Below are 26,467 nucleotides of genomic sequence, written 5' to 3' on the forward strand. Positions count from 1 at the left end.
CGAACCCGTGATGATATTGACAAGGCACACTATCGCCGCGGCATCCATCGGCAACGTTCGCATCGAATAGCGAGGGTGTCGACGAGGGATCGCGTGCATTCGGTGCGGTCAATGCACGGATTCAGCAGGCGGGTGCCGCGCCACCTGACGTCGAGGAGATGTACGCGTGGCTGACGTACTGCCCGGCGCCGACGCGGTCCCAGCGGGTCGTCGTGCCGTAGGGTCCGGCGATCGACTGGCCGGTCACCCAGCACTCGATCGGCACCTGGGCGTAGGTCGCGGCGTAGCCCTTGCTCGCGAAGCTCGAGCCGGCGCCGGCGCGGATGTTCAGCGGCCCGCTGCCGATGACGCCGCGCGGCCCGCCGGCCGTCCACAGGTAGGCGACGTCGACCCACGCGTTGTTCGTCAGCTGCAGCCCGTCCCAGAAGACGCCGTCGCCGAGGTCGATGCCCGCGGGGTTGGCGACGGCGCGGCCGAACTGGTCCTTCCCGCCGTTGTAGCCGTTCTGGTACGCCGCCTGCGCCTCGGGCCGGCCCTGCGGGAGGTCCTTCCACGACTGGCGGGTCGCCGGCGGGTTCCAGTAGTCGTCGGTGGTGTTCCACGGGCCGACGTCCCAGACGGGGGCGAACTCGCACCGCGCGCCGCTGGTCGTGCAGACCCGCACGGTGTAGTCGCCGATGCCCTTCGGTGACAGGCCGCGCCGCGACGGCAGCGCCACGAAGTGGTCCCGGCTGGTGATCACGTGGCCGTTCGCGGTGGTGCCGCCGACGAGCCCTTCGCGCGTCGCGTACACCCGGTAGACGTTGCCGACGGCGGCGAGCCCGGTCGCGGCGGGCGCGCTGGAGGCCGCCAGCCGCACGGCGGTCACGGTCGCCGCCCCGGTCAGGACCACCCGCACCTCGACGACGCCGACGGACTCCTTGAGCGGGGTGCCTGCCGTCTGCCACTCGGTCCACTGGTCGCCGCGCCGGCCGCGGTACTCGACGTCCGCCGATCCGGCGACGGCGGCCGTGACCAGGTTCGCGGGCGTGGCGAGGGTGTGCGCGGCGGTGAGCAGCATGCCCTGCGCCACCGGCGCCCGCTGCCCGCCCGGCGCGGTGGACGGGTCGGCGAGCCGCAGCGCGGCGCCGGTCCAGGCGACGTTGACGTCGTCGCCGCCGACGGCGCGCAGCTCGGCGCTCCAGGCGTTGGACGGGTCCGCGGACACCTCCGGCTGCCCCGGGGTGGCGTGCGCGGGCGTGGGGACGGTCAGGAGCGCAAGCGCCGCGAGGGCGGGGAACCACCGGTTCAGCACCCTTGCAGCCAACCATCGACATCGATGAACGTCAAGATGTTGCCGGCGGGTGACCCTGGTGCGGCCGGGCCTCGGGGACGGCCGCCCGCCACGTAAGATTCACGGATGCCTCTGATCGTCGCCGTCGCACAGCCGGAGTGCGACGCCTTTGACGTGGCCGCCAACGCCGTCACCCACGCGGCGGTGGTCCACGCGGCGGGCGCGCGGGTCGTCGTCTTCCCCGAGCTGTCACTGACGGGCTATGAGCTCGACGCCGACGTGGTGCCGGTGGACCACCCCGCCCTGTCCCCGCTCCTGGACGCCTGCCAGGACACGGGCACGCTCGCCCTGGCCGGCGCGCCGGTCGACGGCGCCGGCGGCCCGCACATCGCGGTCCTGGCCGTGGACGGCGTCGCCGGCACGGTCACCGTCGCCTACCGCAAGGTGCACCTGGGCACCTCCGAGCAGCGCCGCTTCCGGCCCGCCGAGGGTCCGGCCGTCGTCACCGTCGACGGGTACCGGCTGGGCCTCGCCGTCTGCAAGGACACCTCGGTCCCGGAGCACCAGGCCCGCACCGCCGCCCTCGGCATCGACGTCTACGCCGCCGCCATGTGCATGTCCGCCGACGAGCTCGCCGAGCAGGACTGCCGGGGCGCCCGCATCGCCAAGGCGCACGGGGTGTGGGTCGCGCTCGCCAGCTTCGCCGGCCCGACCGGCGACGGCTACGCCGACACCGCCGGCCACTCGACGATCTGGTCCCCGGACGGCACCGCGGTCGCCCGGACCGGCGCCGACCCCGGCACGTTCGCCGTTACCACCCTGCCGTAGCGGCTCGCCGGTCCGCCTCACCGCCCACCCCGTGCCCACCCCGTGCCCACCCCGTGCCCACCCCGTGCCCACCCCGTGCCCACCCCGTGCCCACCCCGTGCCCACCCCGTGCCCACCCCGTGCCCACCCCGTGCCCACCCCGTGCCCACCCCGTGCCCACCCCGTGCCCACCCCGTGCCCACCCCATGCCCACCCCAGAGCCTGCCGTAGCGTGGGCGGGGTGAGCGGCGCGGAGTTCGCGAAGGTGGAGCGCACCTCGGCGGCGGCGGGGGCGGTGCGCGCCATCCAGCAGATGATCGTCGACGGGCGGCTCGCGCCGGGGCAGCGACTGCCGCCGGAGCGCGAGCTCAGCGAGCTGCTCGGGATCAGCCGGCCGACGCTGCGCGAGACGATCCGGGCGCTCGTCGGGCTCAACATCCTGGAGAGCCGGCACGGCGCGGGCACGTTCGTCGCGGGGCTGTCCACGGCGGCGCTGCTGGAGCCGATGCGCTTCGTGATGGCGCTCAACGAGCGCACCGTGGAGGAGCTGTTCGAGGCGCGCCTGCTGCTCGAGCCGGCCCTGGCCGCCCTCGCCGCCCAGCGGGCCACCGGCGAGCAGGTCGCGGCCATGCGGGCGGCGATCCTCGGCGAGGACCAGGTCGAGGCCGACGTGCGGCTGCACCGGCTGATCGCCGGCGCGTCGGGCAACGCGCTGCTCGCCGCGATGCTGGAGTCCCTGTCCGGGCTCGGCCGGTCGAGCCGGTCCATGACGTCGGGGCGGCCCGGCGTCCACGAGCGGACGGCCGGGGACCACGAGGCCATCGTCGCGGCCGTGGAGGCGCGCGACCCCGACGCCGCGCGCCGGGCCATGACGGCGCACCTGGAGCGGATCGCGACCGTCGCCCGCGAAGGGCATGGATTGGCTTGACCACTTGGCCACTTCACTCGTACCGTGGCAGCCCATGAGACTTGCCCGGCTTGGACCCTCCGGTGCCGAACGACCCGTGGTGCTCGACGCCGAGGGCCGCGCGCGGAGCCTCGAGGGGCTGACCGCCGACATCGACGGCGGGTTCCTCGCCGCCGACGGGATCGCCCGCGTCCGCGACGCCCTCGACACCCTGCCCGTGCTCCCCGAGCAGGACCTCCGCCGGGGCGCGCCGGTCGCCCGCCCCGGCAAGGTCGTCTGCATCGGGCTCAACTACCGCGCGCACGCCGCGGAGTCCGGCGCCGAGCCGCCCGCCGAGCCGGTCGTGTTCATGAAGGCGGCCGACACGGTCGTCGGCCCCGACGACGACGTGCGCATCCCGCGCAACAGCGTCAAGACCGACTACGAGGTTGAGCTCGCGGTCGTCATCGGCCGCGAGGCGCGCTACCTCGACAGCCCCGCCGACGCCGCCGCGCACATCGCCGGCTACGCCATCAGCAACGACGTCTCCGAGCGCGAGTTCCAGCTGGAGCGCGGCGGCCAGTGGGACAAGGGCAAGTCGTGCGAGACGTTCAACCCGCTGGGCCCCTGGCTCGTGCCCGCCGACGGCCTGACGGTGCCCGAGCTGCGCCTGCGGTCGTGGGTCAACGGCGAGCCCCGCCAGGACGAGCTCGCCGGCGACATGATCTTCGACGTGCCGCACCTCGTCTGGTACCTGAGCCAGTTCATGGTGCTGCGCCCCGGCGACGTCGTGAACACCGGCACGCCGGCCGGGGTGGCGATGGGCCTGCCCGGCCAGCCGTACCTGCGCGCCGGCGACGTGATGGAGCTGGAGATCGACGGCCTGGGCCGCCAGCGCCAGCGCCTCGCCTAGCCCTCCATCGACGGCCTGGACCGCCGGCGCCGGCGCCTCGTCCAGCCCTTCTCCGCGGGCCCGGCCCGGACCCGCCTCAGTCGAGCCAGCCGGGGCGGACCAGGCCCGCCTCGTAGGCGAAGACCACGAGCTGCGCACGGTCGCGCGCGCCGAGCTTCACCATCGCGCGCGACACGTGGGTCTTGGCGGTCGCCGGGCTCACCGTCAACCGGGCGGCGATCTCGTCGTTGGACAGGCCCTGACCGGCCAGCGCGACGACCTCCCGCTCCCGGTCGGTGAGCTCGGCCAGCCGCCGCGGCGACGCCGGGCCGGCGGTGCGGGCCGCGAACCGCTCGATGACCCGGCGGGTCACGCCCGGCGAGAGCAGCCCGTCACCGGCCGCGACGACGCGCACACCCCGGACCAGCTCGGCCAGGTCGGTGTGCTTCACCAGGAACCCGGCCGCGCCGGACCGCAGGGCCTCGGCAACGTACTCGTCCAGCTCGAACGTGGTGAGCACGAGGATGCGCACCGCGGAGAGCGCCGGGTCCGCGACGATCTGCCGGGTCGCCGCGAGGCCGTCGACGCCCGGCATCCGGATGTCCATGAGCACCACGTCGGGGCGGGTCTGGCGGGCCAGGCGCACCGCGTGCGCGCCGTCGCCCGCCTCACCGACGACCTCGATGTCCGGCTCCGCGTCGAGCAGCGCCCGGAACCCGACCCGGACCAGGGTCTGGTCGTCGGCGAGCACCACCCGGATCATGCCGCCTCCAGGGGAAGGCTCGCCTGGACCCGCCAGCCGCCCTCCGGGGCGGGCCCGGCGCTCAGCGTGCCGCCGAGCGTGGCGGCCCGCTCCCGCATACCCGTGATCCCGTTGCCGGGCCGCGCCGGGGTGTGGGCCGGCGCCGCGCCGCCGCCGTCGTCGTCGACCCGGATGACCAGTGCGGCCGGCTCGTACCCGAGCGTGACGGTCGCGGCGGCGCCGGGACCGGCGTGGCGGCGTACGTTCGTCAGCGCCTCCTGCACGATGCGGTACGCCGCCCGGTCGGTGCGCGCGGGCAGCGCCCGGACCTCGCCGTCCACGACGGTACGCACCGGCAGGCCGGCATCGGCGGTGAGCCCGTCGAGGCGGTCCAGCCCCGGCGCCGGCGCGCGGGGGGCCGCCTGACCGTCCGGGTAGAGCGAGTCCAGGACCGACTGCACCTCGCCCAGCGCCTCCGCGCTGGCCTGACGGATCGTGTCGAGCGCGCTGCGGGCCTGCTCCGGCTCGCGGTCCATCAGGTGCAGCCCGACGCCCGCCCGCACGTTGATCAGGGACAGGTGGTGGCCGAGCACGTCATGCAGCTCGGCGGCGATGCGCAGGCGCGCCTCACTGGCCTGCCGGCGCTCCCGCTCCTCGGCGAGGCGCCGCCGCTCGCGGAGCGCCCGGACGACCGGCCGGGCGGCCAGCGTCGCGGCCTCGGCGGCCAGGCCCAGTCCGGCGACGGCGGCCGCGCCGGCGAGCAACCGGTCCGCCGCCCCGGGGCCGAGGACCGCCCAGACGGCGTACGCGCCCGGCGCGGCCGCCCAGACCAGGATCCGGTGACCTGCCGCGAGCGCCGCCGACGCGGCGAACACCGGCGCCAGGAGCGTCACCCCGACCGGCGGCCACAGCACGTGATACGCCACGGCGAACGCGACCACGACGACGAAGTTGCGCCGGGGGAAGCGGTGCCGGTCGGCCAGCGCGAACCCGCCGAGGACCAGCAGGGTGTAGCCGGCGGGCCCGGGCCGGCCCTGGGCGAGCAGGGCCGTGCCGAGCACCTGCACGGCCGCGGTGAACAGTGCCAGGCCGGGCGCGGACCGCCGCGCCGGAACCTGGCTCTTCAGGGTCATGCGAGCACTGTAGGGCAGCCCGGGCATCCAGCACCGTCTCCGTCCGGAGGTCTTCGGCTACTCCGTACGGCGTAGCCGGGCGGCGGCGTACGACGGTGGGCGCAGCCCGGACACCGCCGCTGGACCGACGCGACCCCCGCGCCCGCACGGACACCCTGTCGGGCATGACTGACACCGTTGAGACGACTGAGACGATCCGGCCCGTCGACACCGCGCAGCGGCGCGCCGCGCGGGTCATCGGGGCCCTGTACCTCGTGCTGATGGCGGCCGGCGTGTTCGCCCAGATCTACGTGCCGGGCACGTTCCCCGGCGCGGACGACACCGCCCAGCGTTTCCTCGACCACGAGCGGCTGCTGCGGGTCGGTGCCGCCGTGGACCTGCTCTGCGACGTCGGCGACGCGGCGCTGGCCGTGGCGTACTTCGTGCTGCTGCGCAAGGTCAGCTGGCCGCTGGCGGCGCTGGGCGCGTTCTGGCGGTTGGCGCAGGTGGCGGTGCTCGCCGCGTACACGTTGACGAACACCGTCGTGCTCCAGCTCGTCAGCGGCGCCGACGAGGTGCGGGCGCTCGACCCGGACCAGGCGGCGGCGCTGGCCTGGGTGGCCACCAGCGCCCACACCGTCGGGTACAGCATCGGCCTGGTCTTCCTCGGCCTCGGCTCGACGGTCTTCGCCTATCTGCTGTACCGGTCGCGGTACGTGCCGCGGTGGCTGGCCGGGCTCGGCGTCGTGGCGTCCGCGCTGCTCGCCACGGGCAGCCTCGTCACGATCGCGTTCCCGGAGGCGACCGCGGTCGTCAACCCCGCCCTGTACGCGCCGATGTTCGTCTTCGAGATGACCACCGGCGTCCTGCTCCTGGTCCGCGGCGTGCGCTGAGCCGGCCCCGGGGGCTACTCGCCGGCCGCCCCGGTGCGGGCGGTGAACAGCAGGTACTCCCACTCCATCGCGCCGCCGCCGAGGTCGTGGCGCCGGGCCAGGTCCAGCAGGGCCTCGTCCAGCGCCGCGAGCGCCGCCGGGTCGCCGGAGTTCGCGGCGTAGACGGCGATCGTCGGGCCGTACGTGCGCTTGAAGAACTCCAGGAACGCCTCCGCGGTCGGGAACACGGTCACGGGCAGCATCCGCCGCTGTGCCACGACGTCGGTGACGCGGTCGCCGAACAGGGCACGGACGTGGGCCTCGTCGCCCCACAGCGGCGGCGGCTGGGCGCCGGACGGCGGGGGCGGCGCGTAGGGCTTCATCGTCGCGAACATCTGCCCGATGAAGCCCTGCGGCGTCCAGTTGATCAGCCCGATCGACCCGCCCGGCCGCAGCACGCGGACGATCTCGTCGGCGCACACCTGGTGGTGCGGGGCGAACATGACCCCGACGCACGACATCACGGTGTCGAACGCGCCCGCCGCGAACGGCAGCGCCTCCGCGTCGGCGGCCTGCCATTCGAGGGTGACGCCGTGCCGGCCGGCCAGCTCCTCGCCGGTCTCCAGCAGCTCGGGGGTGAGGTCGGTGGCGACCACGTCGGCGCCGGCCCGCGCGGCCGGGATCGCCGCGTTGCCCGAACCCGCGGCCACATCGAGAATCCGCTGCCCCGGCCCGGCGGCCACGGCCTCGGAAAGGACGGGCCCGAGCGCCGGGATGACGTCCGCGGCGACCGCCGCGTAGTCGCCCGTCGCCCACATCGCCCGGTGCTTGCTCTTCAACGGCTGGTCGGCGGTCATGTCTGTGATCTGCATGTCTTCGACCGTAGGAATCGCCGCCGGGGCGTCACCAGTACAGGATCTGTACTAGTCGCCGAGCCGACATTACGGTGCGCACATGGGAGCGTCGTACTACCAGTTCTGCCCGGTGGCCAAGACCATGGAGCTGCTCGACGAGCGCTGGACCCTGCTCGTCGTCCGCGAGCTCGTCGGCGGCGACCGGCACTTCAACGACCTGCGCCGCGGCCTGCCCCGCATGTCCCCGACACTGCTGTCGAAGCGCCTCCAGCACCTGGTCGCCGCCGGCATCGCCGAACGCCACAAGTCAGGCGTCGAGGTCCGCTACCGCCTCACCCCCGCGGGCCAGGAGCTCGCCCCGATCGTCGCCGCGCTCGGCGAGTGGGGCATCCGCTGGATCGGCCACCTCGGCGACCAGGACCTCGACCCGAAGATCCTGCTGTGGGACATGCACCGCCGGGTCGACCACGACGCCCTCCCCTCCGGCCGGACCGTCATCCAGTTCGAGTTCCCGGCCGTCGCCGCCTCCCTGCGCAACTGGTGGCTCGTCCTCACCCCCACCGAAGCGGACGTGTGCGACGCCGACCCCGGCTTCGACGTGGCCGTGCACGTGACCGCCGACCTGCGCAGCATGGTCGAGGTCTGGCTCGGCGACCTGGACTGGTCCGACGCCCTGCGCTCCGGCGCCGTCACCATCCAGGGCCCGCCCGACCTGCGCCGCGACGTGCCCGCCTGGTTCAAGCTCATCTCCTTCGCCGCCGTCCCCCGCCTGGAGCGCCCCGCCCGCCCCGTGGGCCTCCCCGCCGCACCGCTCACTCCCGAGGAGCTGTCGGCATAAGATGATATGATGACGATACTCTCGGAAGAGGAGTTCCTCGCACTCGATCCGACCCTGGGCCGGGTGGAGCTCCTCGACGGAAGGTTGGTGACGGGCCCCTTGCTGAGCAACAGTCACCAGCGGGTGTCTTCACTGCTGGCGAGCGCGCTCGACGGTCCGGCCGAGGCAGCCGGCCTGCTCGCGCTGAAGGGAGTGAACGTCCGGCTGCGCCCCGGCCGGATCGTCATCCCCGATGTGATCGTGGCGGACCCGGCTGACGATGACGAGCAGGTGCTGGAGGCCTGGCAGCTGACCCTTGTCGCCGAGGTCGTGGCACGTGACAACGCCCAGTCGGACCTCGTGGTCAAGATGCGGTGCTACGCGGAGGCGGGCATCGCCTGGTATCTCCTCGTCGAGCAGGAGCCGCCGGGCGCGGTGACGCTCAGGCTGCACCGGCTCGACGGCGGCCGCTATGTCGAGGGCGCGAAGGCGGGACCGGGCGAGGCGCTCACGCTGACCGAGCCCTTGGCGGTCACCCTCGACCCCGCTGCCCTGTTGCCGTGGGGTCGGGGGCGAGCGGTCCGGCTCGGGCCGGCCCAGCGGTCGGGGGTCATGCCGCGGGGACCTCGGTGATGGTGGTGTAGACGGGTTTGCCCTCGGTGCGGGCCTGGGCGACCATCTCGTCGGCGCCGGTGGAGGGGCCGCCGATGCGCAGGACGGCGTCGCAGTGGGTGAGGAGGCGGGCGGAGATCGGGTGGAAGATCTCGTCGAAGACGGGGTCGCCGACGGTGGCGGAGCCCGCGCGCTCGATGAGGGGCAGGGCCAGGGCCTCGCCGGTGACCGGGAGGTGGCCGGCGCGGAAGAGGGTGACGGCGGCGTCGTTCATGGCGTCGACGTTGGCCTGGAGCTTGGTGGGGTCGTCGCCGGTGCCCGAGCGGTACGGGCCGGCTACCAGGATCATCATGACGGGAACTCCTCAGGGTTGTCGGTGGTGACGACGTCGACGCCGGCCGCCCGCAGCGCTGCGAGCGTCTCGGCCGCGGCATCCGTCGCGGCGGCGTCGCCGTCAGATGTGGCGTTGCCAGAAGAACCGCCTGCCCCGATGGCGCTGCTGGAAGCGGCGACCGGTGAGGGTGCGGTGGACGTGACGAAGATGTCGGCGGCGGAGAGGGGGGCGACCCGGGCGAACGCCTGGACGCCCAGCTTGCTGGCGTCGGCGACCACGACGGTCCGGCCGGCGCGGCGCAGGGCGGCGCGCTTCACAGCGGCGTCGTCCAGGTCGAACTCGGACCAGCCCAGGTCGTGATGGACCGCGCCGATCGACATGATGAACGTGTCGAAGCGCAACTGGTCCAGGGCGCTCAGGGCGAGCGGGCCGACCAGGCTGCGCTCCCCCGCGCGGGACTCGCCGCCCAGGATGAGCAGCCTGATGCCGGGCTGGTCGGCCAGCCGCACCGCCGCCTGCAGGCTGAGCACCGCCACCGTCAGCGGCCCCGCGGGGGAAGGGGCGGCGCCGAAGCGGGCGGCCAGGGCGGCGGCCACCGCGGCGGTGGTGGTGCCGGCGTCGAGCAGGACGGTGCCGCCGGGGCCGATCAGGTCGGCGGTGGCCGCGGCGAGGCGGGCCTTCGTCGCCGACCGCCACTGGGCGCGGACGTCGAAGCCCGCCTCGTCCGCCGGGACGTCCAGGGCGACGGCGCCGCCGCGGACCCGGCGGACCAGGCCCTGCTCCTGCAGCTGGTCGAGGTCGCGGCGGACGGTCATCTCCGAGACGCCGAGGCGGGTGGCGAGCTCGGCCAGAGTCAGCCGGCCGCTGCCGCGGACGAGGCGCAGGGTGAGGTCGAGTCGATCCGGTGCGGGCACGGTACCGAATCTAACAGGACGTTGTGAAGTTTGAAAGATCTGTGTGAGGTTTACGCGACCGGGGTCGGCTGGCGCGGGGCCTTGGACGGCTCCGGCGCCGGGCGGCGGCGGAGGACGGTGTACGTGAGAGCGCCGAGCGGGATGATGATCCAGCAGGACAGCAGCCGGTAGACGAGCATCGCGGCGGCGGCCGGGCCCTGCGGCGCGCCCGCCGAGACCAGGCCGGCCAGCAGGGCGACCTCCACCACGCCGATGCCGCCGGGGCTGATCGGCACCTGCCGGACCAGCTGCACCGTCAGGTACACCGTGGCCAGCGCGACCACGCTGACGTCGATGCCGAACGCGGCGGCCGTCGCGGCCAGGCAGGCGAAGTCCAGGCCCCAGTTGACGGTGGCGTGCACCAGCGACACCACCCAGGAGCGGGGCGGCAGGCGGCGCAGGTCGGCGACGGTGCGCGCGACCGCCGCCCTGGCCCGCGCGACCAGGCCGCCGGGCGCCCGGCCGGCCGGCTCCTCGTCGAGCGCGGGCGCGGGCGGCAGCGGGCCGCGGAAGAGCAGGAAGTCCAGGCCGAACACCACGGTGGCGCCGGCCAGCAGGGTGAGGACCAGCCCGAGCGTGTGGCCGGTGCCGGTGACGCCGCCGTGCGGGACGAGGACGACGGCGCCGTACATGAGCAGCAGCGCCAGACCGGACAGCAGGGACGACAGGACGGCCACGGCACCGGCGGTGCGGCGGGTGGCGCCGGCGGTGCGGAACTGGCGGAACGCGAAGCCCGCGGACACGGCGGACCCGGCCGGCAGGCTGAAGGAGATCGCGGAGCGGGTGAAGGTGACCGCGACGGCCCGGGGCACCGACATCCGCACCCCGAAACCGGCGAGGAGGCGGCGCTGCTGGAGGGCGAAGTGCCGCAGGGAGACCAGCTCGGCCACCGCGGCGAGGACCAGCCACCAGGGGCTCGCGGAGGCGATGGTGTCGGCGATCTGGTCCGGGTCGGGCAGTTTGTCCTTGAGCGTGACCGTGGCCACACCCAGCACGACGAGCAGCGCGGCGATCCGCAGCGCCCGCTTCGTGCTCATACCGAGAACTGTCCCATCCTTTGGTTGCGGCGCGGCCACATGGGCGACAGGAAGTGCGTTGCGCTCGTCACGCACAGAGGGTGAACCCATGCGAGGCTGGAGGCCATGAAGCGCCTGTCGAAGGTCGACCTCCACGACACGTTGCCCAAATCGGAGGCGGGCCTCCGGCTCGCGGCGGCCCAGGAGCGGCTGCTGCGGCTCCGGCTGACGCTCGGCGGGCAGATCGGTGGCGACAAGGCGCGGCTCGGACCGCCGCTGTGCGTGGTGTTCGAGGGCTGGGACGCCTCCGGCAAGGGCGGCTCGATCAAGCGGCTCGTCGACCACCTCGACCCGCGGCACGTGCGGGTGGCGCAGTTCGCGGCGCCGACGTACGACGAGAAGCGGCACCACTTCCTGTGGCGGTTCTGGCCGGCGCTGCCGGGCTGGGGCGGGATGACGGTCCTGGACCGGTCCTGGTATGGCCGGGTCCTCGTCGAACGCGTCGAGCAGTTCGCGACCGAGGAGCAGTGGAGCCGCGCCTACGACGAGATCGTCGAGTTCGAGCGGACGCTCGCCGCCGAGGGCATGGTCATCGTGAAGTTCTGGATGCACATCTCGGGCAAGGAGCAGCTGCGCCGCTTCCAGAGCCGGCGCGACGACCCGCTGCGCTCATGGAAGCTCACCGACGAGGACTGGCGCAACCGGGAGAAGCGGCCCGCGTACAAGCAGGCGGTGGAGGACATGCTGGCCCGCACCGACCACCCGGCCGGGCCGTGGCACGTCATCCCCGGCAACGACAAGCCCACGGCCCGGGTGCTCGTGGTGGAGCAGGTGTGCGCCGCGGTCGAGGAGGCCCTGGACCGCCATGGGCTCGAACTACCGGGCTGACGCGCCGCCGTCGACGTACATCACCTCGCCGGTCATGAAGCTGGACGCCTCGGAGCCGAGGAACAGCACGGCCTTCGCGATCTCGTCGGGGGTGGCGGGCCGGCCGAGCGGGACGCCTGCCACCAGATCGGACGAGCCGGTGGAGGTCTCGTACCGCTGCAGCATCGGCGTCTGGACGGGCCCCGGCGCGACGGCGTTGACCCGGATGCCGGTGCCGGCCGCCTCCAGGGCCGCCGAGCGGGTGAGCCCGTCGACCGCGTGCTTGCTGGCGACGTAGACGGCCGAGCCGGGCGCGCCCTGGTGGCCGAGCACCGACGAGACGTTGACGATGCTGCCGTGGCCCTGCTCGGCCATGGCCCGCAGCTCGTGCTTCATGCTCAGCAGGGTGCCGAGCACGTTGGTGTCGAAGGTCGCGGCGTAGGTGTCGGCGGTCTGCTCCACCACGGCACCCGGGGTGCCCTCGGTGCCGGCGTTGTTGACCGCGACGTCGAGGGAGCCGAAGCGCGTGACGGTGTCGTCGACCAGCTGGCGGACGTCATCCTCGCGGCGCACGTCGGCGTGCATGAAGACGGCGCCGGCGGGCAGGTCGGCGTCGTGGCGGCCGGCGACCACCACGTCCGCGCCCTGGCCCACGAACGCCTCAGCGGTGGCCCGTCCGATGCCGGTGAGACCACCGGTGATCAGCACAGTTGTCATGCGCGGGTAGGTCCCCCGCGACGCACCCGATATGCCTAGCCGTTGTCGCGGATGTACTGCTGCGGGTCCTTGTCGCGGAACGTGAGGCCCTTGCCGCTCGGGTGCTCGCCGTAGAACGTGAGCCACTGCGCGCCGAGCGACACCCGCAGGTCCATGCCGGCGTGCTTGCGGAAGTCGGGCAGCACCTCGTCCTCCTCCTCGGCGAGGTGCTCGCTGTTCTCGGTGCGGGCCTCCCACACCGCCTTCCACCAGCCGTCGGAGCCGACCGCCTGGGAGCGGGCCGCCTCGATCGCGTCCCGGATCTTGTTGTGGTCCCGGATCGCGTCGTCGGTCTCCTCGTCGGCGTCGTCGGAGCGCTTGAGCAGGTGCGGGTACAGGATCCGCTCCTCCGCCTCGGCGTGGATCTCCAGGTGCAGGGCCAGGGACTCCCACACGGCGGTGAGCTGCTCCTCGCCGCGGGCGTCGTCGAGGCGGGCGAAGCCGCGGCGGAACGCGTGGTGGTCGTCCAGGATGAGCGCGGTAATGTCCTCCATGCCCGCATCATCACCCACAGGGCGATATCCGAAACGTGCTCCGTCATGATGTCCCGATGAACACGCTGCGCGCGAGACTTCCCGACTGGTTCGCCGGCGGGCTGCTGGCCGTGGCCGTCCTGTGCGCCGTCGCCGCGGTCTCCGCGGCGCTCGGGTCGCGGGTCCACCCCGTGCGGGTCACCGTCGACGCGCTGCTGCTGCCGGCGCCCGCGAACCTCGGCTACGCCGCGATCCTGGCGACCCTCGCCGCCGCCGTGCACAACCGCAAGCGCGTCATCTACTGGATCCTGGCGCTGTTCCTCGGCGCGCAGCTGCTGTTCGACGTGTTCGTGCTGCTCGGCGGCGCCGAGCGCGGCGAGGAGGCGCGGGAGCTGCGGCTGCCGTGGCACGGCGCGGCAGCCGGCCTGGCCAACGCCGTCATCACCTCCGTGCTGCTGGCGCTGCTGTGGCTGGCCCGTGGCGGGTTCTCCGCCCGCGTCCAGCGGGCCAGCCTGCCGAAGGCCCTCGCGACCCTCGGCGTGCTGATCAGCGTGTTCACACTGCTCGGCTGGGGGCTGGTCGAGCTGTTCCCGGGTTCGCTCGGGCCGGGGGCGGGGCGCCTCGCGTACAGCGGCAAGACCGTCCTCGGTGGAGCGTTCGGCTTCGACGTGGGGCTGCACGGCCGGGCCCCCGGCTGGGTCAACCTGATCCTCGGCGCGTTCGGCGCGATCGCCCTGTTCGCCGCCCTGTTCGCGCTGCTGCGCTCGCAGCGGGCCACCGCGTCGCTGGACGCCGACGAGGAGCGGCGCGTCCGGCAGCTGCTCGCCGCGCACGGCCGCCGCGACTCGCTCGGCTACTTCGCGACCCGCCGGGACAAGGAGGTCGTGTTCTCCCCCACCGGGCGCGCCGCGGTCACGTACCGGGTGGTCTTCGGCGTCTCCCTCGCCAGCGGCGACCCGCTCGGCGAGCCCGACGCGTGGCCACCGGCGATCGAGGCGTGGCTGCGGGAGGCCCGCGACTACGCGTGGACCCCGGCGGTGATGGGCGCGAGCGAGGAGGGCGCGACCGCGTACGCCCGCGCCGGGCTGCGCGTCATCCAGCTCGGCGACGAGGCGGTCCTGCACGTGCGCGACTTCGACCTCGAGGCGCCGCGGCTGCGGCAGGTCCGCCAGGCGGTGCACCGGGTCGAGCGGGCCGGTTACACGGTGCGGATCCGCCGGCACGCCGACATCGGCGCGCAGGAGATGGCGCGGATCATCGAGCTCGCCGCCCGCTGGCGCGACACGGAGACCGAGCGCGGCTTCTCGATGGCGCTCGGCCGGCTCGGCGACCCCAACGACGGCCAGTGCGTGCTCGTCGAGGCGCACAACCGCGACGGCCGGGAGGTGGCGCTGCTGTCGTTCACGCCGTGGGGCGCCGACGGGCTGTCCCTCGATCTCATGCGCCGCGACCGGGCCAGCGACAACGGTCTGGTCGAGCACATGGTGGCGACGCTGATGCGGGAGGCGCCGCGCCTCGGTGTCGAGCGGGTGTCGCTGAACTTCGCCGTGTTCCGGGCCGTGTTCGAGGAGGGGGCGCGGATCGGCGCGGGGCCGGTGCTGCGGCTGTGGCGGACGCTGCTGCTGTTCGCGTCCCGCTGGTTCCAGCTGGAGTCGTTGTACCGCTCCAACGTGAAGTACAACCCGCAGTGGCTGCCGCGGTTCCTGTGCTTCGAGGACGTCCGGGACCTCGCGAAGGTCGGCCTCGCGTCGGCGGCGGCCGAGGGGTTCCTGGTCGTGCCCAACCTGCGCACCCTGCTGCGGCGGGGCACGCCGGTCTCCAGCGAGGCGCCGCGGGCGCTGATCGAGGTCGAGCCCGCCCCCGCCGTCCAGGACCGGCGGCCGGAGCAGGTCAGGGTCCGGCTCGCCAAGCTCGAGGCGCTGCGCCGGGACGGTGTCGACCCGTATCCGCCGGGGTTCGCCCGCACCCACGAGATCGCCGCGATCCGGGCGGCGCACCCAGGCCTCGCGCCCGACGTCAGCACCGGTGAGCGGGTCAGCGTCGCCGGGCGGGTGGTGCGGCTGCGCGACTACGGCGCCCTGTGCTTCGCCACCCTGCGCGACTGGTCCGGCGACCTGCAGGTCATGGTCAGCGGCGACCCGTCGTTCGCGGCCACGGTCGACCTCGGCGACCACGTCGGTGTCGGCGGCGTCGTCGGCACGACGAAACGCGGCGAGCTGTCGGTCATGGCGGACCGTTGGTGCCTGACGGCCAAGTGCCTGCGCCCCCTGCCGGACAAGCACCGCGGGCTCGCGGACCCGGAGGCGCTGGTCCGGCAGCGGCACGTCGACCTGATCGTCAACTCGACGCCCCGTGACATGGTGCGGCTGCGCTCCGCGGTCGGCTTCGCGCTGCGCGCCGCCCTGCACGCCCGCGACTTCGTCGAGGTGGAGACGCCGGTGCTGCAACGGGTGCACGGCGGCGCCAACGCCCGGCCGTTCGTGACCCACTCCAACGCCTACGACATGCCGCTCTTCCTGCGGATCGCGCCCGAGCTGTACCTCAAGCGCCTCGCCGTCGGCGGGGTCGAGCGGGTCTTCGAGATCGGCCGCAACTTCCGCAACGAGGGTGTCGACGCCACCCACAACCCCGAGTTCACGATGCTGGAGGCCTACGAGGCGTACGGCGACTACACCACGATGCGCGACCTGGCCCGCTCGCTGATCCTCGCCGCCGCCGAGGCGGGCCCCGGGTGCGTGCTCACCCGCGGCGACGAGGTCGTCGACCTGCGCGACGAGTGGCCGGTGGTGCCGGTGTACGAGGCGGTCTCCCGGGCGGCGGGCGCGACGGTCACGCCGGACGCCTCCGTCGACGACCTGCGGGCGATCGCCGACCGGCACGGTGTCGGGTGGCAGGAGGGGTGGACCCACGGGCAGATCGTCCTCGAGCTCTACGAGCATCTGGTCGAGGGCGCCACGGTCCGGCCCACGTTCTACACGGACTTCCCCGTCGACGTGTCGCCGCTGACCCGCCAGCACCGCGACGACCCGCGCCTCGCCGAGCGCTGGGACCTGGTCGCGTTCGGGATGGAGCTCGGCACGGCGTACACCGAGCTCGTCGACCCCGTCGAGCTGCGCGCCCGGCTCACGGCCCAGTCGCTGCGGGCGGCGGCCGGCGACCCGGAGGCGATGTCGCTGGACGAGGACTTCCTGGACGCGTTCGAGTTCGCGATGCCGCCGAGCGGCGGGCTGGGCCTCGGCGTCGACCGGCTCATCATGATGCTGACCGGCCGGACGATCCGCGAGACCTTGCCGTTCCCACTCGTGAAGAAAAGTTCAGGCCGGAATGTTTAAGTCTCGCCCCACGGGGAAGTGCGGTTCTAATGCGCGTCACTGACGATAGCCCGACCCTCGACGTGCTCGAGCGTCTGTCCGCCGCCACCGACCGGGTGACCTTCGAGTCGCTCCTGCGCCAGCTCGGGCTGCCCGAAGGCGTGCTCCGGGGCCGGCTCCGCAAGCTCGTGGACCGCGGCTGGGTCGTCGCCGAGCCCGACGACAGCTACGCCATCGGCGTGGTGGCGCTGCGACCGGGCAGCGCCTATCTGCTGGCCGACCGCACCGTCCGGCTCGCGGCGCCGCTGCTGACGCAGCTGCGGGACCGGCTCGACGAGGCGGTGCGCCTGGTGCGTCTCGACCCGCCCGGCATCGTCTGCATCGCGAGCCGGGAGCCGGCGCAGGACACGGCCGGCTCCGCCGTCGGCCGGCGGATGCCCGCATACGCCTCCGCCAGCGGCAAGGCGATCCTCGCCGAGCTGCCCCGGGAGCGGGTCGTCGCGCTGCTGGATCTCGGGTTCGAGGCCCACACCAGCGAGTCCGTCGCCGACCGGGCGACGCTGTTCGAGGAGCTGGCCGAGACCAGGGCGCGCGGATGGGCCTACGAACGCGGCCAGTTCCAGCCGGGGGTCGGCTGCGTCGCGGCGGCCGTGCCCGGCACCACCGACGCGATCAGCGTGGCCGTGCCGCTCGCCCGGCTCACCGACGACCACGCCGTCGAGATCGCCGCCAATCTGGTCCGCACCACCGAAGAGCTCGGCGAGGCGTTGCGCCGCTGACGCTGACATAGATCCAATTCCGATACCATGGGGTATGAACGTCGAGCGCACCGACCTCCCCGGCATCGGCACGAGCCACGTGGTGACCACCGCACGTGGCCGCCGGATCGGCATCGTCTCCCACCGCAGCGGGCGGCGTGACCTCGTCATCTACGACAAGGAAGACCCCGATACCAGCGTGGTCTCCGTGGCCCTGTCCGCGGAGGAGTCCAACACGGTCGCCGAATACCTCGGCACCGCGCGGATCGTGGAGCACCTCGCCGAGCTGCAGCGGCAGGTGACCGGCCTCGTCACCGAGCAGCTGGTGCTGGCGCCGGGCTCGCCGTACGACGGCCGCACCCTCGGCGACACGCAGGCCCGCACCCGCACCGGCGCCTCGATCGTCGCCGTGCTGCGCGGCGGGACCGTGCACACGAGCCCGCGACCCGACTTCGGCCTGGTCGCCGGCGACACGATCGTCGTGGTGGGCACCGCCGCCGGCACCGAGGGCGTCGCGACGCTCCTCACGGACGGATAGGGGCCGCCCGTGCACCACGACACGATCCTCATCGAGCTCGGTGCCGTCATCCTCGCGCTGGGCCTGCTCGGCGCCCTGTCCCTGCGGTTCTCGATCTCCCCAATCCCGCTGTACCTGCTGGCCGGTCTCGCGTTCGGCGCCGGCGGCGTGCTGCCGCTGACCACCAGCACCGAGTTCATCTCCGCCGGCGCGGAGATCGGCGTCATCCTGCTGCTGTTCACGCTCGGCCTGGAGTACACCGCGCCGGAGCTCGTCGGCACCCTGCGCTCCTCCGCACCCGCCGGGCTCATCGACCTCGTGCTCAACGCCGCGCCGGGCGTCGCGGCCGCGCTCATCCTCGGCTGGGGTCCGGTCGCCGCGGTCGCGATGGGCGGCATCACGTACGTGACGTCCTCCGGCATCACCGCGAAGATCCTGTCCGACCTCGGCTGGCTCGGCAACCGCGAGACCCCGGTCGTGCTGTCGCTGCTGGTCTTCGAGGACCTGATGATGGCGCTGTACCTGCCGATCCTGACCGCGCTGCTGGCCGGCGTCGGCCTGCTCGGCGGCACCGCGACCCTCGCCATCGCCGCCGCCACGATCAGCGCCATCCTCCTCGTCGCGCTGCGCTTCGGGCACATCGTGGAGCGGTTCGTCGCCTCCGACAGCGACGAGGTGCTGCTGCTCAAGGTGCTCGGCCTGACCGTGCTCGTCGCGGGCGTGGCCGAGCTGCTGCAGGTGTCCGCGGCCGTCGGGGCGTTCCTCGTCGGCATCGCGCTGTCCGGGCCCCTGGCGCACACCGCGCGGGAGCTGCTGACGCCGCTGCGGGACCTGTTCGCGGCCGTGTTCTTCGTCTTCTTCGGCCTGCAGACCGACCCGCGGGCGCTGCCGCCGGTGCTCGGCGTCGCGGCGCTGCTCGCGCTCGCCGGGATCGTGTCGAAGATGGCGACCGGGTGGATCGCGGCCCGGCGGGCCGGGGTGGCGATCACCGGCCGGATCCGGGCCGGCGCCGCGCTGCTGCCGCACGGCGAGTTCAACATCGTCATCGCGGGGCTCGCGGTCGCGGCCGGCACCAACGCGAAGCTCGGGCCGCTCGCCGCCGCGTACGTGCTCATCCTGGCGATCCTGGGGCCGCTCGCGGCCCGCGCGGCGGAGCCCCTCGCACGGCTCTACCTGCGCAAGCGCAAGCGACCGGCGACCACATAACGGCTCGACAAGTCTGCCCGAAATACGGAATTTCCCTTAACTGTCCGCCTTTGCCCAGGTCAGCGTGTTTGGCTCTGCGGCGGAGGTTGCCACGGCAACGCTGCCGTGGCGGACAGGGGGAATCACCATGCTCAAGCACACCAAGCTGCTGCCCGCGGTCGGCGCCGCCGCACTGCTCGCGACGCTCGTCGGCGCGCCGCCGGCGTCGGCCGCGGGCGCCGGCGGCCCCGGCGGGTTCGGCAACGCCACCACCACGTCGAAGAAGGCGCCGTCGGCCGCCTGCAAGGAGCTGACGACCGACGGCGGCTTCGAGGCGCCGAAGGTCAAGGGCGCGGACTGGATGCTGTTCGACGAGGACGACGTGCCGGGCTGGCGCACCGACGACCCGCAGGGCCAGATCGAGATCTGGAAGAGCGGCATGGACGGCGTGCCGGCCCGCTTCGGCAGCCAGTTCGCCGAGCTCAACGCGACCGGCTCCGGCAACTCGATCTACCAGGACATCAAGACCAGGCCCAACTCGAAGATCTACTGGTCCTTCTGGATCCGGGCCCGGGACACCTCCGGCGCCAAGGACGTCGACGCCACCCAGATCCACTTCGGCCGCACGCCGAAGAGCGACAACGGCAACGTCAACGGGGTCGGCTCGACCTTCGCGTACATGAACACCGCGACCGACGTCTCGTGGCGGCGGCTGTCCGGCTGGTACCAGACGGGCTCCAACCAGACGATGACCCGGGTGACGCTCACGGCCGTCGAGAGCGCCTCGACCGACGAGGGCTACGGCAACCTGGTCGACGGTCTCACCATCGTCGACAACAAGAAGTGCATCTAGTCCGGCCGAACGGTCGTGGATCGCTGCTCCGGCCGGCGGTCCACGACCCGGCGGCGGCCGCGGCGCAGCCCGCCGACCGCCGACGCCCCCGAGCCACCATGCACCCAACGTCGGCAGCCGCACGCCCGGCATGAGGCGCCCGGCGGCGAGCGGGCCCGAGGTCTTGACTCTCAAGTTACGGCGCAGTTACGGTGCTGTTCGATATAAATGCGAGTCTGAATATATATTCAGGCGAGATCGCTCCCCTACTGGCAGCCCCCAGCACGACGGGGGCCGATGGCGGCTGCCCGACTCCGGAAGGAACGTGCCAATGCGAGCGCGAACGCTCCGCAGGTGCCTGGTCGCCGCGGCCCTGGCAGTGACCCTGCCGCTCACGGCCGCGACCGCCGCCCTGGCCGCCGACGAGGACGGCGACTCCCAGGGCCAGCAGTCCCAGGGCTCGTCGGTCACCAAGCCGCGCATCATCGTCTCGCAGGACGGCGAGGTGGACGACATGGACTCGTTCATCCGCTTCCTGTACTACTCGAACGAGTTCGACATCCAGGGCATCGTCTACTCGAGCTCGCAGTACCACTACGCCGGCGACGGCGCGGGCGTGCAGCCGTTCCGCTGGACCGGCACCGAGTGGCTCAACCACTACATCGACCTGTACGAGCAGATCTACCCGAACCTGCGCAAGCACGCGGACGGCTACCCGAGCCCCGCGAAGCTCCGCTCGCTGTACAAGATCGGAAACATCGACAACGTCAGCGAGATGGACAAGGTCACCGAGGGTTCCGAGTTGATCCGGAAGGTGATCCTCGACGACCAGCCCGGCCCGCTGTACATCCAGTCGTGGGGCGGCCTGAACACCACCGCGCGGGCGCTGAAGTCCATCCAGGAGCAGTACCAGAACGACCGCCGGTGGCCGGAGATCCAGCGCAGGATCAGCCAGAAGGTCGTGATCTACAACATCCTGAACCAGGACTCGACCCTCAACGGCTACATCAAGCCCAACTGGCCCGACATGAAGATCGTCGACAACCAGAGCCAGTTCTGGAGCTTCGCCTACCTCTGGACGCGCCAGGTGCCGGCCGCCAACCAGTACGCGCTCAGGGCGCCGTACATGGAGCAGAACTTCCTGACCGGGCACGGCGCGCTGCTGGAGCAGTACCGCACCTACCGCGACGGCAAGCCGACCCCCGGCGACGACCAGAACAACCGCTGGCGGCCGGAGCAGAACCTCACCTACGGCGTGCACGACTTCATCTCCGAGGGCGACTCCCCGTCGTTCATGTACCTGCTCGACTTCAACGGGCTGCGCTCGTCGGAGAACCCGACCTACGGCGGCTGGGGCGGCCGGTTCGCCACGAACGCCACCGGCTGGATCGACACCACCGACGTCAACCCGAACACCGGCGCGAACGACCGGGCGTACCCGCAGACCCGGTGGGTCGCCGACCTGCAGAACGACTTCGCGGCGCGGGCTGACTGGGGCGTCACCGCGAAGTACGGCGACGCGAACCACAACCCGGCGGCCTCCGTCCGCGAAGGCCTGGACCTGCGGGCGAAGGCCGGCAAGACGCTGACCCTGCACGGCCGCGGCTCGGACCCGGACGGCGACAGCCTGACCTACCGCTGGTGGGAGTACACCGACGCCGACACCTACGCCGGCACGGTCGCGCTCTCCGGCGCGGACACGGCGACCACGTCGTTCACCGTCCCCGCCGACGCCAAGCCGGGTGACACCATCCACCTCGTCCTCGAGGTCACCGACAACGGCGCCCCCGCACTCAAGCACTACCAGCGGGTCATCGTCACGGTGAAGTAAGCGGAACAGGTTTCAGGTTCAGGGCCTTTCAGGGCCGGCCCAGTCGCTGGGTCGGCCCTGTCGGCTTTGCGGGGGAACATTGGGGTAACAGTCGGAAGACATCACGCTGGAATCGGGAGGCGTCACAATGTCCGTCCAGCTCAATCACACGATTGTCGCGGCCCGCGACAAGGAGACATCGGCCGGTTTCCTGGCGGCGATGCTGGGGGTGCCGGTGGGCCGGCGCTTCGGCCCGTTCGTCCCGGTCGAGGTGAGCAACGGCGTCACCCTGGACTTCGCCGACACCGGCGACCGGCCGGTCACCGCTCAGCACTACGCGTTCCTGGTGTCGGAGCCCGAGTTCGACGCCATCTTCGGCCGCATCAAGCAGGCCGGGGTGGCCTACTACGCCGATCCGCACCACGACCAGCCGCAGGAGATCAACCACCGCGACGGCGGGCGGGGCGTGTACTTCGACGATCCCAGCGGACACAACATGGAGATCCTCACGCGCCCGTACGGCAGCGGATCCGCCTGATGCTCCATTTCCTGTGACCTGATACATAACATGCTTTTATAAGTGCGTGATACAAATTGGAGCATGGTCCTTGTTGACTCCGCGCGGCTGACGACTGCCGTCGAGCGGCTCTTCAGCCTGCTCCGGCAGGGCAACCCGCCCAACGACATCAGCCTGACCGCCGCGTCCACGCTGCGCCGGCTGGAGCGGGAGGGGCCGCGCCGGCTCACCGAGCTCGCCGCCGCGGAGGGCGTCACGCAGCCCGCGATGACGCAGCTCGCCCAGCGCCTCGAGCGTGACGGCCTCGCCGAGCGCACGCCCGACCCCACCGACGGCCGGGTCGTGCTCGTGCGGGTCACCCTGGCCGGCCGCGACCTGCTCGCCCGCCGCCGGGAGGTGCGCGCCGCGCACCTGCAGGACCTGCTGTCCTCGCTGTCCGCAGACGACCAGGCGCTGCTCGCGGCCGCGCTGCCGGCGCTGGAAAGGCTCGCACCGTGACCTCGACGCTTCCCGGCCTCCGCGGCGCCCTGGTCGGCGGGACCGACCACCCGCACTACAAGTGGGTCGCGCTGTCCAACACCACCCTCGGCATGCTGATCGCCACGATCAACTCCTCGATCGTGCTCATCTCGCTGCCCGCCATCTTCAACGGCATCCACCTCGACCCGCTCAGCCCCGGCAACGTCAGCTACCTGCTGTGGATGCTCATGGGCTACATGCTCGTCAGCGCCGTCCTCGTGGTGACCCTCGGCCGCCTCGGCGACATGTACGGCCGCGTCCGCATCTACAACGCCGGCTTCGCACTGTTCACGATCACCTCGATCGCGCTGTCCCTCGACCCGTTCGACGGCGGCGGCGGCGCCCTGTGGCTGATCGGCTGGCGCGTCCTGCAGGCCGTCGGCGGCTCGATGCTCATGGCCAACTCCGCCGCGATCCTCACCGACGCCTTCCCGGCCGCCCAGCGCGGCATGGCCCTCGGCGTCAACATCGTCGCCGGCATCGCCGGCTCCTTCATCGGCCTGGTCCTCGGCGGCCTCCTCGCCGAGTGGAACTGGCGCGCCATCTTCTGGGTCAACGTCCCCATCGGCGTGATCGGCACCATCTGGGCGTACCGCTCGCTGCACGACACCGGCGTGCGCCGGCCCGGCCGCATCGACTGGTGGGGCAACCTCACCTTCGCCGTCGGCCTCACCGCCCTGCTCGCCGGCATCACGTACGGCATCCAGCCCTACGGCGGCCACAGTCAGGGCTGGACCAACCCGTGGGTGCTCGCCGGTCTCATCGGCGGCGTCGCCGTGCTCGGCCTCTTCGCCTGGATCGAGACCCGCGTCGACTCGCCGATGTTCCCCCTCGGCCTGTTCCGCAACCGGGCGTTCGCCTCCGGCAACATCGCCGGCCTGCTCGCCTCCATCGCCCGCGGCGGCCTGCAGTTCATGCTGATCATCTGGCTGCAGGGCATCTGGCTGCCGCTGCACGGCTACCGCTACGAGGAGACCCCGCTCTGGGCCGGCATCTACCTGCTGCCGCTCACCGTCGGCTTCCTCGCCGCCGGCCCCATCGCCGGCCACCTCTCCGACAAGTACGGCCCGCGCCTCTTCGCCGCCTGCGGCCTGCTCGTCATGGCCCTCTCGTTCGGCGGCCTGCTCATCCTGCCGACCGACTTCAGCTACTGGGCCTTCGCCTTCCTCGTCTTCCTCAACGGCCTCGGCGGCGGCCTCTTCGCCGCCCCCAACACCAGCCTCGTCATGTCCAGCGTCCCCGCCCACCTCCGCGGCGCCGCGTCAGGCATGCGGGCCACGTTCCAGAACGCCGGCATGGTCCTCTCCATCGGCGTCTTCTTCTCCCTGATGGTCGCCGGCCTCTCCAGCTCCCTCCCCTCGACCCTCGACACCGGCCTCACCGCCCAGGGCGTGCCGGCCTCCGCCGCGCACACCATCGCCAACCTCCCGCCGGTCGGCACCCTCTTCGCCGCCTTCCTGGGCTACAACCCGATCGCCGCCCTGCTCGGCCCGCAGCTGCTGGCCCAGCTCCCGGCCGCGAACGCCACCACCCTCACCGGCCGCGAGTTCTTCCCCCACCTGGTCTCCGGCCCCTTCCACGACGGCCTGGTCGTCGTCTTCTGGCTGGCCATCGCCATGTCGGTCGTCGGAGCCCTCGCCTCGCTCATCAAGGCCCCCCGGGGGCCGGAGAACGCGGTCGCTGAGTAACGCCACGGACCCAGCGACCCCAGAAAACGGGCCGGCGCCTCTGTGGGGAGGCGCCGGCCCGTCTGGCTGTGGCGACGGAGGTGTGACAGGTCAGGTGCGGGGGTGGCCGGTGATGCCGTCGAGGATGGTGGTCAGGGTGTGGTGGAAGGTCTCGCCGGCGTCGAGGTGGGCGCCGTCGTGGACGAGGCGGGCGACGGTGGGGTAGCGGCCGGTTTCGAGCATGCGGGTCAGGTAGGGGCCGAGGGCCGCCTGCCAGGCGGACACGTCGGTGCCGGTGGCGCGGGCGGTGCGGCGCTCGGTGATCTCGCGGCGGAGCGATCCGACGATGAAGGCGTTGAGGGCGCCCAGGGCCCGCTGGAGGTCGTCGACGCCGTGCAGGCCGGGGGCCTGGCCGAGCGCCGCCGCGGTCGACTCGCCCACGGCGAGGGCGTGCGGGCCCAGGTGCGGCCGCGCGCCGAGCAGGTCGGCGAACCACTCGTGCTCGAGGGCGGCGGCGCGGGTCCGGTGGACGATGGCCAGCACCGTGGCCCGCCACTCTGACTCCTGAGCGGAGTCCTGGCCGGGCTCGGCGATCCGGGCGTAGACGGCGTCGACCATCAGGTCGAGCAGCTCGGATCGGTTGGTCACGTAGTCGTACAGCCGCATCGGGCCGACGCCGAGCTCCTTGGCGATCTTGCGCACCGACAGCCCCTCGAGGCCGTCCGCGTCGGCGAGCCGGATCGCCGCGGCGGCGATCTTCGCGCGGCTCAGCGGCACCGGCGCCGCCCGCGGCTGGGGCTCGGGCCGTTCCCAGACTGGCAGCGGCGCGCTACCGTACGGCGTATCCATAATGTACAGCGTACGGCAAGGGAGACGACGATGCGAATCGCGATCGCCGGTGGTGGCCTCGGCGGGCTGACGCTGGCCCGGATCCTGCACCGGCACGGCATCGGCGCGGTGGTGTACGAGCGCGAGGCGGGCAGGTCCGCGCGGTCCCAGGGCGGGTCGCTCGACCTGCACCCGGAGTCCGGGCAGCGGGCCCTGGCCGACGCGGGCCTCGCCGGCAGGTTCCGGTCCACGGCGCGGCCGGAGGGCGAGGAGCACCGCATCCTCGACCCGGCAGGACGCGTGCTCGTGCACCACACGCCACGGCCCGGCTCGTTCGACGGACGCCCGGAGATCGACCGCGCCGCGCTGCGCGACCTGCTGCTCGACTCGGTCCCCGGCGACGCGGTGGCCTGGCGGCACCGGCTCGTCGCGGCGACACCCAGACCCGGCGGAGGGTTCGAGCTGGCGTTCGACGGCGGCGACCGGGCCGGCTGCGACCTCCTCGTCGGCGCGGACGGCGCGCGCTCGGCCGTCCGGTCGCTGCTGACCGACGCGCCCCTGTCCTGCGTGGCCGTCCTGGTCGAGCTGAGCATCCGCGACGCCGACCGGCGCCACCCCGACCTCGCCGAGCTGGTCGGCCCCGGAAACCTCTGGTGCATCGGCGTCAGCCGGATCCTGGCGGCGCAGCGCCTCGGCGACGGCAGCATCCGGGTCGGGATCTCCCTACCCGCCGACGATCTACCCGCCGACGATCTGCCCGCCGACGATCTGCCCGCTGAGGATCTGGGCGCGGACGATCTGCCCGCTGAGGATCTGGGCGCGGACGATCGCCTGCACACCTACCGCAGCAAGCCCGCCCTGCTGGAGCTGTTCGACGGCTGGGACCCCGCCCTCACCGCACTCATCGAGGCCGGCGATGGCCCGACGATGCGCAGGATCGAGGCGATGCCCACCGGCACCCGCTGGGCCCACCGGCCGGGCGTCACCCTCATCGGCGACGCCGCGCACCTCATGCCGCCGGTCGGTGAGGGCGCCAACCAGGCGATGCTCGACGGGGCCGAGCTCGCCGCCGCGCTCGCCGCCGGCCCCGCCGACCCCGACGCGGCGATCCGGACGTACGAGGAGGCGATGTTCACCCGGATCCACCCGATCGCCGAGATGTCCGCACGGGTCCAGGCGATGATGCTGTCCCCCACCGCGGCCGACGACATCGTCCGCTTCTTCACGCGGCCCGCCGAGCCCGCCGCCGCGGGCTGA

Annotated in this window: 27 protein-coding genes; 17 read left to right on the plus strand and 10 right to left on the minus strand. The window is 73.0% G+C overall.

The window, feature by feature from the left end; all coding sequences use genetic code 11:
* Positions 1-121: 121 nt before the first annotated feature.
* A complete protein-coding gene (locus ACQEVZ_RS53965) occupies positions 122-1,294 on the minus strand; it encodes a hypothetical protein (protein ID WP_433383576.1) in 1,173 nt (390 codons plus the stop codon).
* Positions 1,295-1,399: 105 nt separating this feature from the next.
* Here ACQEVZ_RS53965 and ACQEVZ_RS53970 point away from each other — a divergent pair, with 105 nt between their 5' ends.
* The 3 genes from ACQEVZ_RS53970 to ACQEVZ_RS53980 all read left to right on the plus strand — a co-directional run bounded on the left by ACQEVZ_RS53970 (position 1,400) and on the right by ACQEVZ_RS53980 (position 3,879).
* Positions 1,400-2,101 carry a carbon-nitrogen hydrolase family protein gene (locus ACQEVZ_RS53970; RefSeq protein WP_433383578.1) on the plus strand — a complete coding sequence of 234 codons (702 nt, stop codon included), beginning with the start codon at positions 1,400-1,402 and terminating at the stop codon, positions 2,099-2,101.
* 220 nt (positions 2,102-2,321) lie between these two features.
* Positions 2,322-3,008 (plus strand): FadR/GntR family transcriptional regulator, encoded by a 687-nt coding sequence (locus ACQEVZ_RS53975; protein ID WP_433383580.1) that lies wholly within the window; start codon positions 2,322-2,324, stop codon positions 3,006-3,008.
* A 34-nt stretch (positions 3,009-3,042) separates the two neighbouring features.
* A complete protein-coding gene (locus ACQEVZ_RS53980; RefSeq protein WP_433383582.1) occupies positions 3,043-3,879 on the plus strand; it encodes a fumarylacetoacetate hydrolase family protein in 837 nt (278 codons plus the stop codon).
* A 76-nt stretch (positions 3,880-3,955) separates the two neighbouring features.
* Here the strand turns inward: ACQEVZ_RS53980 and ACQEVZ_RS53985 are convergent, their stop codons facing one another.
* Together ACQEVZ_RS53985 and ACQEVZ_RS53990 are read right to left on the minus strand one after the other, a co-directional pair.
* Positions 3,956-4,621: a response regulator transcription factor gene (locus ACQEVZ_RS53985; RefSeq protein ID WP_344502295.1), complete on the minus strand. Its 666-nt coding sequence runs from the start codon at positions 4,619-4,621 to the stop codon at positions 3,956-3,958.
* Entirely contained in the window at positions 4,618-5,733 is a 1,116-nt protein-coding gene (locus ACQEVZ_RS53990; protein ID WP_433383584.1) for a sensor histidine kinase, read from the minus strand. The genes ACQEVZ_RS53985 and ACQEVZ_RS53990 overlap by 4 nt, the downstream gene beginning before the upstream one ends.
* 164 nt (positions 5,734-5,897) lie before the next feature.
* On the opposite strand from ACQEVZ_RS53990, the gene ACQEVZ_RS53995 reads away from it, so the two are divergent.
* Complete coding sequence (locus ACQEVZ_RS53995) at positions 5,898-6,605, plus strand: DUF4386 domain-containing protein (RefSeq protein ID WP_433383586.1); 708 nt, start codon at positions 5,898-5,900, stop codon at positions 6,603-6,605.
* Between the two features lie 14 nt (positions 6,606-6,619).
* Here ACQEVZ_RS53995 and ACQEVZ_RS54000 read toward each other — a convergent pair whose 3' ends face one another.
* Positions 6,620-7,456, minus strand: coding sequence for a class I SAM-dependent methyltransferase (locus ACQEVZ_RS54000; RefSeq protein ID WP_433383588.1), 837 nt, complete (start codon positions 7,454-7,456; stop codon positions 6,620-6,622).
* 82 nt (positions 7,457-7,538) lie between these two features.
* Here ACQEVZ_RS54000 and ACQEVZ_RS54005 point away from each other — a divergent pair, with 82 nt between their 5' ends.
* Positions 7,539-8,276, plus strand: a complete 738-nt coding sequence (locus ACQEVZ_RS54005; RefSeq protein ID WP_344502291.1) for a winged helix-turn-helix transcriptional regulator — start codon at positions 7,539-7,541, stop codon at positions 8,274-8,276.
* 9 nt (positions 8,277-8,285) lie between these two features.
* Positions 8,286-8,888 carry a Uma2 family endonuclease gene (locus ACQEVZ_RS54010; RefSeq protein WP_354892840.1) on the plus strand — a complete coding sequence of 201 codons (603 nt, stop codon included), beginning with the start codon at positions 8,286-8,288 and terminating at the stop codon, positions 8,886-8,888.
* Here the strand turns inward: ACQEVZ_RS54010 and ACQEVZ_RS54015 are convergent.
* From ACQEVZ_RS54015 to ACQEVZ_RS54025, 3 genes are read right to left on the minus strand one after another with little or no spacing between them, the layout of a single operon-like run.
* Positions 8,866-9,219, minus strand: a complete 354-nt coding sequence (locus tag ACQEVZ_RS54015) for a DUF4406 domain-containing protein (RefSeq protein WP_344502290.1) — start codon at positions 9,217-9,219, stop codon at positions 8,866-8,868. The two genes, ACQEVZ_RS54010 and ACQEVZ_RS54015, sit on opposite strands and share 23 nt — an antisense overlap.
* Positions 9,216-10,115, minus strand: coding sequence for a DeoR/GlpR family DNA-binding transcription regulator (locus ACQEVZ_RS54020; protein WP_433383591.1), 900 nt, complete (start codon positions 10,113-10,115; stop codon positions 9,216-9,218). Before ACQEVZ_RS54020 ends, ACQEVZ_RS54015 begins: the two co-directional genes overlap by 4 nt.
* A gap of 50 nt (positions 10,116-10,165) precedes the next feature.
* Positions 10,166-11,191 carry a lysylphosphatidylglycerol synthase transmembrane domain-containing protein gene (locus tag ACQEVZ_RS54025; RefSeq protein ID WP_433383593.1) on the minus strand — a complete coding sequence of 342 codons (1,026 nt, stop codon included), beginning with the start codon at positions 11,189-11,191 and terminating at the stop codon, positions 10,166-10,168.
* 105 nt (positions 11,192-11,296) lie between these two features.
* Here ACQEVZ_RS54025 and ACQEVZ_RS54030 point away from each other — a divergent pair, with 105 nt between their 5' ends.
* Positions 11,297-12,058 carry a polyphosphate kinase 2 family protein gene (locus tag ACQEVZ_RS54030; RefSeq protein ID WP_433383595.1) on the plus strand — a complete coding sequence of 254 codons (762 nt, stop codon included), beginning with the start codon at positions 11,297-11,299 and terminating at the stop codon, positions 12,056-12,058.
* Here ACQEVZ_RS54030 and ACQEVZ_RS54035 read toward each other — a convergent pair.
* Both ACQEVZ_RS54035 and ACQEVZ_RS54040 read right to left on the minus strand, forming a co-directional pair.
* Positions 12,047-12,754, minus strand: coding sequence for an SDR family NAD(P)-dependent oxidoreductase (locus ACQEVZ_RS54035; RefSeq protein WP_433383597.1), 708 nt, complete (start codon positions 12,752-12,754; stop codon positions 12,047-12,049). The genes ACQEVZ_RS54030 and ACQEVZ_RS54035 overlap by 12 nt on opposite strands.
* Before the next feature lie 35 nt (positions 12,755-12,789).
* The gene (locus tag ACQEVZ_RS54040) at positions 12,790-13,287 is read right to left on the minus strand and encodes a hemerythrin domain-containing protein (RefSeq protein WP_433383599.1); all 498 of its coding nucleotides are present in this window, start codon (positions 13,285-13,287) and stop codon (positions 12,790-12,792) included.
* A 56-nt stretch (positions 13,288-13,343) separates the two neighbouring features.
* Here ACQEVZ_RS54040 and lysX point away from each other — a divergent pair, with 56 nt between their 5' ends.
* The 9 genes from lysX (at position 13,344) to ACQEVZ_RS54085 (ending at position 24,403) form a co-directional block, all read left to right on the plus strand.
* Complete coding sequence (lysX, locus tag ACQEVZ_RS54045; protein ID WP_433383601.1) at positions 13,344-16,598, plus strand: bifunctional lysylphosphatidylglycerol synthetase/lysine--tRNA ligase LysX; 3,255 nt, start codon at positions 13,344-13,346, stop codon at positions 16,596-16,598.
* Positions 16,599-16,627: 29 nt separating this feature from the next.
* Positions 16,628-17,356, plus strand: coding sequence for an IclR family transcriptional regulator (locus ACQEVZ_RS54050; RefSeq protein ID WP_433383603.1), 729 nt, complete (start codon positions 16,628-16,630; stop codon positions 17,354-17,356).
* Positions 17,357-17,390: 34 nt separating this feature from the next.
* The gene (locus ACQEVZ_RS54055; RefSeq protein WP_344502280.1) at positions 17,391-17,873 is read left to right on the plus strand and encodes a cation:proton antiporter regulatory subunit; all 483 of its coding nucleotides are present in this window, start codon (positions 17,391-17,393) and stop codon (positions 17,871-17,873) included.
* Between the two features lie 9 nt (positions 17,874-17,882).
* Positions 17,883-19,058 (plus strand): cation:proton antiporter, encoded by a 1,176-nt coding sequence (locus tag ACQEVZ_RS54060; RefSeq protein WP_344502279.1) that lies wholly within the window; start codon positions 17,883-17,885, stop codon positions 19,056-19,058.
* Between the two features lie 127 nt (positions 19,059-19,185).
* Positions 19,186-19,890, plus strand: coding sequence for a hypothetical protein (locus ACQEVZ_RS54065; RefSeq protein WP_433383604.1), 705 nt, complete (start codon positions 19,186-19,188; stop codon positions 19,888-19,890).
* A gap of 310 nt (positions 19,891-20,200) precedes the next feature.
* On the plus strand, positions 20,201-21,700 hold the full coding sequence (locus ACQEVZ_RS54070) for a nucleoside hydrolase-like domain-containing protein (RefSeq protein ID WP_433383606.1): 1,500 nt from the start codon (positions 20,201-20,203) through the stop codon (positions 21,698-21,700).
* 127 nt (positions 21,701-21,827) lie between these two features.
* Positions 21,828-22,217 (plus strand): VOC family protein, encoded by a 390-nt coding sequence (locus ACQEVZ_RS54075; protein ID WP_344502274.1) that lies wholly within the window; start codon positions 21,828-21,830, stop codon positions 22,215-22,217.
* A gap of 63 nt (positions 22,218-22,280) precedes the next feature.
* On the plus strand, positions 22,281-22,694 hold the full coding sequence (locus ACQEVZ_RS54080; protein WP_344502273.1) for a MarR family winged helix-turn-helix transcriptional regulator: 414 nt from the start codon (positions 22,281-22,283) through the stop codon (positions 22,692-22,694).
* Positions 22,691-24,403 carry an MFS transporter gene (locus ACQEVZ_RS54085; RefSeq protein WP_433383609.1) on the plus strand — a complete coding sequence of 571 codons (1,713 nt, stop codon included), beginning with the start codon at positions 22,691-22,693 and terminating at the stop codon, positions 24,401-24,403. The genes ACQEVZ_RS54080 and ACQEVZ_RS54085 overlap by 4 nt, the downstream gene beginning before the upstream one ends.
* Positions 24,404-24,493: 90 nt before the next feature.
* Here ACQEVZ_RS54085 and ACQEVZ_RS54090 read toward each other — a convergent pair whose 3' ends face one another.
* Positions 24,494-25,231 carry a TetR/AcrR family transcriptional regulator C-terminal domain-containing protein gene (locus tag ACQEVZ_RS54090; RefSeq protein ID WP_433383611.1) on the minus strand — a complete coding sequence of 246 codons (738 nt, stop codon included), beginning with the start codon at positions 25,229-25,231 and terminating at the stop codon, positions 24,494-24,496.
* A gap of 30 nt (positions 25,232-25,261) precedes the next feature.
* Between ACQEVZ_RS54090 and ACQEVZ_RS54095 the strand changes: the two genes are divergently transcribed.
* The gene (locus ACQEVZ_RS54095; protein ID WP_433383613.1) at positions 25,262-26,467 is read left to right on the plus strand and encodes an FAD-dependent oxidoreductase; all 1,206 of its coding nucleotides are present in this window, start codon (positions 25,262-25,264) and stop codon (positions 26,465-26,467) included.

It is taken from the genome of Dactylosporangium sp. CA-152071 (assembly GCF_050936335.1).
GTDB classification, from domain to species: domain Bacteria; phylum Actinomycetota; class Actinomycetes; order Mycobacteriales; family Micromonosporaceae; genus Dactylosporangium; species Dactylosporangium maewongense.